Below are 8653 nucleotides of genomic sequence, written 5' to 3'. Positions count from 1 at the left end.
GCAGTCGCCAATTCAGACACTGCGGCCTATCAGGCGGATCGAGTGCACAGGTTTTACGACTGCTGCGCAGCCGGACGCAGGCTTCGCCAGCTGCTACAGGGAACGCGGGATACAAATATCGACCGCTCGGAACATCGGCGCGACGAATTTCGATACATGAGCAATACTCTGCACGCGGCAGTTCCAGGGTTCGGAACGCGGCAAAATGCTATCAACGACAACAAGGACGTCACCATGAAACCGGTCTCTCAGCTCGATAACAGCGCGGCGGCGCAGATCTGGAATAGCGCCCCGCAGCTGGACAACGTTCCGGTCATCAACCCCCAGACCCTGGTTCCGCCTGGCGCCCGCGCCGTGGTCATCGCCCCGCATCCGGGCGATGAAGTGGTCACCTGCGGCGGCTTGCTGCAGTTGCTCAGCACCCTGGGCCACCCTCTTCAATTGATCTCCATCACCGACGGCAGCGCCAGCCATCCGGGCTCGCGGCAGTGGTCGGAGAAACGCCTGAGTGTGTTTCGCGGCCAGGAGAGTGTCGAAGCCTTGCGCCGACTGGGCTTGCCGATGCACAGCCTTAAGTGGATTCGCGGCGGTTTCACCGACAATGCCCTGGCCGAACATGAAGTGGAACTGACCCGTTTCATCGCCCGCTATCTGCGCCCGGGCGATGTGGTGTTCAGCACCTGGTCACAGGACGGCAACAGCGACCACGAGGCGGTCGGCCGCGCCAGCGCCAACGCCGCGACCATCGCCGGCGCCGATTTCAACGAGGTGCCGGTCTGGGCCTGGCACTGGCCGACCCGCGACAGCGGCATCATCCCCTGGCATCGCGCCCGCAAGGTCCGCCTCGACACCTGGACCGTCGCCCGCAAAAGCCACGCGACCCACGCCTACGCCAGCCAGCTCGACGGCGACCCCGCCATCGGCATCGCCCCCCTGATCCCCCGGGTCCTGCTCGACCGAATGCGCCTGCCCTATGAAATCGTTTTCGTCTGAGCCCGGCCAATCCAGCCCTGGATTTCATACAAATTCCTGTGGGAACAAGCCTGCTGGCGATGAGCTGTTCAGCCAACAAACTTTCTGCTGGATGCACCGGCCTCTTCGCGGGCAAGCCCGGCTCCCACAGGGTTTTGTGTCGACCGCAAATACCGCGCGCACCATCAAACCCTGTGGAGCCTGCTCGCGATGGTTTTTCAGCCAACAAATTTTCAGCTGGATGCGCCGGCCTCTTCGCGGGCAAGCCCGGCTCCCACAGGGTCCGCGCACACCATCAATCCCTGTGGGAGCGTGGCTTGCCCGCGAATGGAGGTGAACGATGACGCTGGCAGCCTGACACCCCGCAGTAGACAGGTCAGCGGATCACGAAAATGAACTGCCCGCCCCGCCATGAGTCGCATACTTAGACATGCCTTGATCCAGAGGAGCGAACGTGACCAGCCATTCCGAGTCGCAGACGATTGAATCCCTGAACACCCCATCGACCATCCATCGTCTGCGCGTGCTGACGGTCAACACCCACAAGGGGTTTACCGCCTTCAACCGGCGCTTCATCCTGCCGGAACTGCGTGAAGCGGTGCGCAGTACCTCGGCCGATCTGGTGTTTCTGCAGGAGGTGGTCGGCGAGCACGAAGGCCACTCAACGCGCCTGAACAATTGGCCGGCGATCTCCCAATACGAATTCCTCGCCGACAGCATGTGGAGCGACTTCGCCTACGGGCGAAACGCCGTGTACCCCGATGGCCACCACGGCAATGCGCTGCTGTCCAAGTACCCGATTCGCGAATACCGCAACCTCGACGTGTCCATCACCGGCCCCGAGCGCCGCGGGCTGTTGCACTGCGTATTGGACGTCCCCGGCCACCGCGAGGTGCATGCGATCTGCGTACACCTGAGCCTGCTCGAGAGCCATCGCCAACTGCAACTGCAGTTGCTCTGCCAACTGCTCGAATCCCTCCCCGACCAGGCACCGGTGATCATCGCCGGCGACTTCAACGACTGGCAGCTGCAAGGCAACGCCGCCCTGGCCCGACGCGACTACCTGCACGAAGCCTTCGAACGCCACCACGGTCGCCCGGCCAAAACCTACCCCGCCCGCTTCCCGCTGCTGCGCCTGGACCGCGTCTACCTGCGCAACGCCACCAGCCACGAACCCAGAATCCTCGGCACGAAGCCCTGGACCCATCTCTCGGACCACCTGCCGCTGGCGGTTGAAGTCCACCTCTGAATTGCTAAAAAACCCGATTTGATTGCCTGCTGAATCGATTGACCTGTTATTTCTGTCAGTAGATACCGCAAAAAACTGCTGATACGTTGCTCACATCCCTGACCTGTACCCATGGATGTGCAACCCATAGCAGCCGCCGTTGCTGAAGGTTTTCGATTTCGGGTGAGTGCCTTACCGGTGCTGTCTCGCAACTTGTGCTGCCAAGGACGACTGATGCCTTGTCATTTTTGACACGGGGCCACTCAGTCGCTGACCACAAGCGGAGACGAGCATGAAGTTATCCAGTGATCTGCCCAAGTACCGTTTCAGCGCCTGCGCCGTTTCAATCTGGTTATGCATAGGCTGGTCCCCTTCTCTGCAAGCGGCTTGCACCTTCGCCCCCACCGCCGGTAACGACAACCATGTCTGCGACAGCGGCACCAGCGGGCCTCTCACTGATCTGGCGGGCAACAACACCTTGAGCTTTCCGGCCAATGGCACGGGCGTGGTCAATGGCACAGTCACGTTCGGGATCGGCAACGACATCGTCACCATGGACTCCGGGCAGATCAACGGAGCGTTGATCCAGGGGGACGGTGCCGACAGGCTCACCATCAATGCCGGGCAGATCGCAGGAGCAGTCGAACAAGGCAATGGCATCGACAATTTCACCATGACCGACGGCACCATTCAGTCCCTTGCCCAGGGTGACAGTCGAGACTTTTTCTTCATGACCGGCGGCCGAATCATCGGCGCCTTCGAGGATGGCGACACCGCGACCATCACCGGCGGCCGTATCGGCCGGATCGACATGAAGCTCGACAACAACCTGCTCAACATGTCCGGCGGCATCGTTGATGGCAACGTGGTGACGGGATTCGGCACCGACACCATCATCCTTTCTGGCGGCACTATCGGCGGCTTTATCAGCGTCAGCGGCGGCAATGACAGCGTCACCATCACCGGCGGCGAGGTGTTCGGCGAGATCCGCACCAGCCTCGGCAACGACACCTTCGTCTGGGATGGCAACGGTATCCTGCATTCACGGGTACTGCTCGAAGGCGACAATGACACCGCGACCCTGAGCAACCTCAGCGAAGCTACCCTCGCCCAGACTCCGACCATCGATGGTGGCATTGGCATCGACGTGCTGACCTTCGACAAGACCAGCACCTCGGTGCCCGGCCGCTACGTCAACTTCGAAACCGTAAACCTCAACAACGGCTCGCAACTGGATCTGGGCACCGGCAGTTTCGTGCTCGGCGACAGCGGCACCGGAACCGGCGTGTTCAACATCGATGGCAGCAGCATCCTGACCGCGGAGCAAGGCAGCATCAGCTCCGCCACCGCCGGCCAGCTCGCCACCCTGAACAACGCCGGGATCATCGACCTGAGCACCGGTAACAACCGCACCAGCGACTCCCTGACCGTGCAAGGCAACTACGCCGGCAACGGCGGCCAACTGCTGGTGCAAAGCGTGCTCGGCGATGACAGCTCGCCCAGCGACAAACTGGTGGTCAACAACGGTACCCTGACCGGCACCACCACCATCGACGTCACCAACCTCAACGGCGCGGGTGCCGCCACCCTGCAAAACGGCATTCAGGTGGTCGAGGCCCAGGGTACGGCCACCAGTGACGCCAGCGCTTTCAGCCTCAAGACCCCATTGTCAGCGGGCGCCTTCAACTACGTGCTGTACAAGGGCGGCGTCACGCCCGGCAGCGAAAACAGCTGGTACCTGCGCTCGTCCGTGGTCGCGCCGCCGCTGGTTGAAGTGGCGGTGGCCAATCCGGATCCGACCCTGCCCCCTGAGGTGGTGCTGGTGCCTTTGGTGGCAGCGCCGGTCGCAGCCGCCGGCAGCCCGCCCTTGCCGACGCCGCAACCCGGCGCTGCGCCGATCACCTTGTTTCGCCAGGAAGTTCCCAACTGGTCAGCCCTGCCGCCAGCCGCCGGCCTGCTTGCGATGAAAGCCCTCGGTACCTTCCACGAGCGCCAAGGCGATCAACGCCTGCTGACCGAAAAAGGCGCGTTCGGCGCCGGCTGGGGCCGCGTCTACGGCGAGAACTTCGACCAGACCTGGGCCGGCACCGTCACCCCGAAACTCAACGGCACGATCAAGGGCTTCCAGGTCGGTAACGACCTCTATAGCCGGGAAACCGCCGGTGGCCAGACCCAGCGCAGCGGTGTCTTTGTCGGCCACACGCGCCTGAAGGGTGATGTAGATGGTTTCAACGAAGGCTTCGAGGACAAGCGCGCGGGCAAGGTAGAGCTTGAAGGCGACCATCTCGGCGCCTACTGGACCCTCACCGATCCCGCCGGTTGGTACTTCGACACGGTGGCGATGTACACCTGGCTGGACGGTGACAGCCACTCCGATCGAGGCCTGGAAATCGATAACAAGGGCCACGTGGTCAGCCTCTCGGCCGAGGGCGGCTATCCGTTCCCGCTGGCGGGCGATTGGGTGATCGAACCCCAGGCGCAAATCATTCATCAGCAGGTCAAGCTCGACAGTCAGGACGACGGCATCTCCCGGGTGTCGTTCGATGCCGATCCGGCCTGGACCGGTCGCCTCGGCACACGCATCAAGGGGCGCTACACCCTCGCCGGCCTGCCGGTGGAACCCTATCTGCGGGCCAATCTGTGGCACACCTTTACCGGCACCGACACGGTCACTTTCGCCAGCAGCACCGATATAGACACCGAGCAACGCGCGTCGTGGGCGGATCTTGGTATCGGGGTGAACATGAGTGTCGCGCGCAACGTCAGCATCTACGCCAATCTCGATTACAGCAGCAATATCGACAGCAATCAGCAGCGTGCAACGGCGGGAAACCTGGGGGTGCGGATCAGTTGGTGATACCGAGCAATGGCTCTAGTCCGCGACTTTTTTGACTATTTTTCCAACAAACAAGAACTTAGAGAGACGCCATAAATCAGTCACTTACAAATCCTAAAAAAGCAATACCGCTTATCGGCCATTTTCTTGACGCATGGTTGGGGGTCCTCTTGACTTCAGGTTACTACCCCCGGAAGTAACTATCAGGGGCAAGCCCCCGGACACCCGCGCAAGCGGGCGGCCCGCGGCTTGCCCCTCTCCATTCGGTCGCCCCTCGCTCGGGGTAGGAGAGACGCCAAGGCAAGTACGGCACGCGTTGCAAGGTAGCCCCACGATGAAAACTTCCTTCACTCAACAAGAGATCAAAATCACTTTTTGCACTGTCTCGAGTTCTCTCCTGCTGTGCTCCACTCTGGAAGTCCAGGCCTCGGCGGTCGAGGACGACACCACGCCCTGGTACAGCCAGAACGTCTCGATGCTGACCTTGCCCACGCTTGCTGCCACGTACTCTGGCCATTTCGGCCCTGCCCCACGAAGTAGTCATTTCACCACCGAGGATGCGGCGCCCGCTGCCTGGGATCAGGTCTACGGCCAGGCCGCGCGCCAGGCGCAGGCCGACTCGCTGGCCCAGGGTTTCACCAGCTTCGGCTCGGGGGAAACCAAAGGCCCGGCGATCCTGACGCTGCAGAGCAACAGCGGCCATACCCAGCGCATCGGCCTGATTGGCGGCATCAGCCAGATCCAGGCCAACGGCAACGGCCCGCTGATCAACCGCGCGTTGTCCGATCCCAACAGCGACACCCTCAACCTTCAAGGCCAGAGCCTGGGTGCCTATTACAGCCTGACGGGGCCACAGGGCTGGCACGTCGACCTGTCCGCCAGCGGCGGTCGCGTCAACGGCTTCAGTCGCAACGTACAGGGCGCAAGGCAAGCCACCGAAGGCAGCGCGGTGACGCTGTCGGTCGAAGGCGGTTTTCCGATTGGCATCAGCGAAAACTGGGTGGTCGAACCCCAGGCGCAATTGATCAACCAGCGCATCACGCTGGACACGCCCTACGCGGGCTCCGGCAATGCCTCGTCCACCGACTTGACGTCGTGGAGCGGCCGGGTCGGCGCGAAATTGAAAGGTAGCTACGACATCAACGGCCTGCCCGTCGAACCCTATGTGCGGACCAACTTGTGGCACACGGTGTATACCGGCAATACCGTGACACTGGATCAGGTCGACAAGATCAGCAGCAGTCGCAACTCGTCGACCGTGGAACTGGGATTGGGTCTGGTTGCGCGGGTGACGCCGGTGGTGAGTCTGTATGTCAGCGCCGATTACAGCAGTGATGTGGATGACAATGACTTGAACGGGTTGATTGGGAGTCTGGGGGTCCGGATGCGGTGGTGAAGTCGCACCACTAATCCCTTGTGGGAGCGGGCTTGCTCGCGAATGCGGTGGGTCAGTCAATGCAGATGTCGACTGGCACGCCCTCTTCGCGAGCAAGCCCGCTCCCTCAGGTTCACTGGAGATCCTGTGGGAGCGAGCCTGCTCGCGATCTTTTCATGGTGTACGCGACATCACTTGTTGGTGAAATCCGCCTCACGCTTGGCAATGAACGCCGCCATGCCTTCCTTCTGATCCTGGGTCGCAAATGCCGCATGGAACACCCGGCGCTCGAAACGCACGCCTTCGGACAGGCTCACTTCGAAAGCGCGGTTGACGCTTTCCTTGACCATCATGGCGATCGGCAGGGATTTCTTCGCAATCAGCGCCGCGACTTTCAGCGCTTCGTCCAGCAGCTCATCGCTCGGCACGATGCGCGCGACGATCCCGCAACGCTCGGCTTCCTCGGCACCGATCAGGCGGCCGCTGAGGCACATTTCCATGGCCTTGGCCTTGCCCACGGCGCGGGTCAGGCGCTGAGTGCCGCCCATACCCGGCAGCACCCCGAGGTTGATTTCCGGCTGACCGAACTTGGCGTTATCGCCGGCCAGGATGAAGTCGCACATCAGTGCCAGCTCACAGCCACCGCCCAATGCGAAACCGTTGACCGCGGCGATGATCGGCTTGCGGCGGTTGGCCACCCGGTCGCTGTCGCTGAACAGGTCGTCGATGTAGATCTGCGGGTAGGTCAGCTCGGCCATTTCCTTGATGTCGGCACCGGCGGCGAACGCTTTTTTCGAGCCGGTCAGCACGATGCAGCCGATGTTCGGGTCTTTCTCCAGGCCATCGAGGGCGTGGTTCACTTCGCTGACGATCTGCGCATTCAGCGCGTTCAGCGCCTGCGGACGGTTCAGGGTGATCAGACCGACGCGGTCGTGGATTTCCAGCAAAATCGTTTCGTAGTTCACGTAGAGGTTTCCTTTTTATAGGTTGCGCGAAATGACCATGCGCTGAATGTCGCTGGTGCCTTCGTAAATCTGGCAAACCCGCACGTCGCGGTAGATCCGCTCCACCGGGAAGTCGTTGAGATAACCGTAACCGCCCAGGGTTTGCAACGCCGAGGAGCAGACCTTCTCGGCCATTTCCGAGGCGAACAGCTTGGCCATCGAAGCTTCGACCAGCGCCGGCTTGCCGCTGTCACGCAGCGCCGCCGCGTAGTGCACCATCTGCCGGGCGACGGCGATCTGGGTCGCCATGTCCGCCAGACGGAACGCCACTGCCTGATGTTCGATGATCGGCTTGCCGAAGCTCTCGCGCTCGCGGGCATAGTCACGGGCGGCTTCGAAGGCGGCGCGGGCCATGCCCACCGATTGCGAAGCGATGCCGACGCGGCCGCCTTCGAGGTTGGCCAGGGCGATCTTGTAGCCCTCGCCCTCTTCGCCCAGGCGGTTGGCCACCGGAACCTTGACGTTTTCGAAGAGGATCTGGCAGGTATCGGAAGCGTGCTGACCGAGCTTGTCCTCGACCCGCGCAACGGTATAGCCCGGCGAATCCGTGGGCACGATCAACGCGGTGATACCGCGCTTGCCGGCGCTCGGGTCGGTCACGGCAAACACAATCACCACCCCGGCGTTCTGCCCGGAGGTGATGAACTGCTTGCTGCCGTTGAGCACGTAGTGATCGCCTTCCAGCCGCGCGCGGGTTTTCAGGCCGCTGGCGTCGGAACCGGCCTGCGGCTCGGTCAGGGCGAACGCACCGAGCATCGCGCCGCTGGCCAGGGGCTTGAGAAAGCGCTCTTTCTGGTCGTCATTGCCGTAGTTGAGGATCGGCACGCAACCCACGGAGTTGTGCACGCTCATGATGGTCGAGCAGGCGCCGTCGCCGGCGGCGATTTCTTCCAGGGCCATGGCGTAGGCCAGGTAACCGGTGTCGCAACCGCCCCACTGCTCCGGCACCAGCATGCCGAAGAAGCCCAGCTCGGCCATCTCGCCGATGGCCTCTTTGGGGAAGCGGTGTTCACGGTCCCATTCGGCGGCGAACGGTTTCAGCCGTTCCTGGGTAAACTGCCGGGCCGCGTCGCTGATTTGCAGTTGTTCGTCATTGGGGATCATGACCAGTCCTTAAAATTTTGCGCATTAACCTAAATCAAACACGGTACCTGTGGGAGCGGGCTTGCCCGCGAAAGCGGTGTGTCAGCCAACAAACACGTCGCCCGATTTGGCCTCCTCACCGGCAAACCCCCCCC

6 protein-coding genes are annotated in these 8653 nt (G+C 62.2%); 4 read left to right on the top strand and 2 right to left on the bottom strand.

The features are described 5' to 3' along the window. The first annotated feature begins 234 nt into the window (after positions 1-234). From ACW9JE_RS25935 to ACW9JE_RS25920, 4 genes are all read left to right on the top strand, one after another. Positions 235-993 carry a PIG-L deacetylase family protein gene (locus tag ACW9JE_RS25935; RefSeq protein ID WP_224536516.1) on the top strand — a complete coding sequence of 253 codons (759 nt, stop codon included), beginning with the start codon at positions 235-237 and terminating at the stop codon, positions 991-993. 433 nt (positions 994-1426) lie between these two features. After that, on the top strand, positions 1427-2221 hold the full coding sequence (locus tag ACW9JE_RS25930; RefSeq protein ID WP_224536514.1) for an endonuclease/exonuclease/phosphatase family protein: 795 nt from the start codon (positions 1427-1429) through the stop codon (positions 2219-2221). A 271-nt stretch (positions 2222-2492) separates the two neighbouring features. After that, positions 2493-5057, top strand: coding sequence for an autotransporter family protein (locus ACW9JE_RS25925; RefSeq protein ID WP_457434354.1), 2565 nt, complete (start codon positions 2493-2495; stop codon positions 5055-5057). A 313-nt stretch (positions 5058-5370) separates the two neighbouring features. Then, positions 5371-6432, top strand: a complete 1062-nt coding sequence (locus tag ACW9JE_RS25920; protein ID WP_457434353.1) for an autotransporter domain-containing protein — start codon at positions 5371-5373, stop codon at positions 6430-6432. A 170-nt stretch (positions 6433-6602) separates the two neighbouring features. Here ACW9JE_RS25920 and ACW9JE_RS25915 read toward each other — a convergent pair whose 3' ends face one another. Both ACW9JE_RS25915 and ACW9JE_RS25910 read right to left on the bottom strand, forming a co-directional pair. Next, on the bottom strand, positions 6603-7376 hold the full coding sequence (locus ACW9JE_RS25915; RefSeq protein ID WP_175378044.1) for an enoyl-CoA hydratase: 774 nt from the start codon (positions 7374-7376) through the stop codon (positions 6603-6605). 15 nt (positions 7377-7391) lie between these two features. Continuing rightward, positions 7392-8519 (bottom strand): acyl-CoA dehydrogenase, encoded by a 1128-nt coding sequence (locus ACW9JE_RS25910; protein ID WP_457434352.1) that lies wholly within the window; start codon positions 8517-8519, stop codon positions 7392-7394. Positions 8520-8653: the final 134 nt, after the last annotated feature.

The sequence above is a fragment of the Pseudomonas sp. SDO55104_S430 genome (assembly GCF_054070595.1).
The sequence above is the reverse complement of the archived record's forward strand: the minus strand, read 5'-3'. Positions and strand labels throughout refer to the sequence as shown.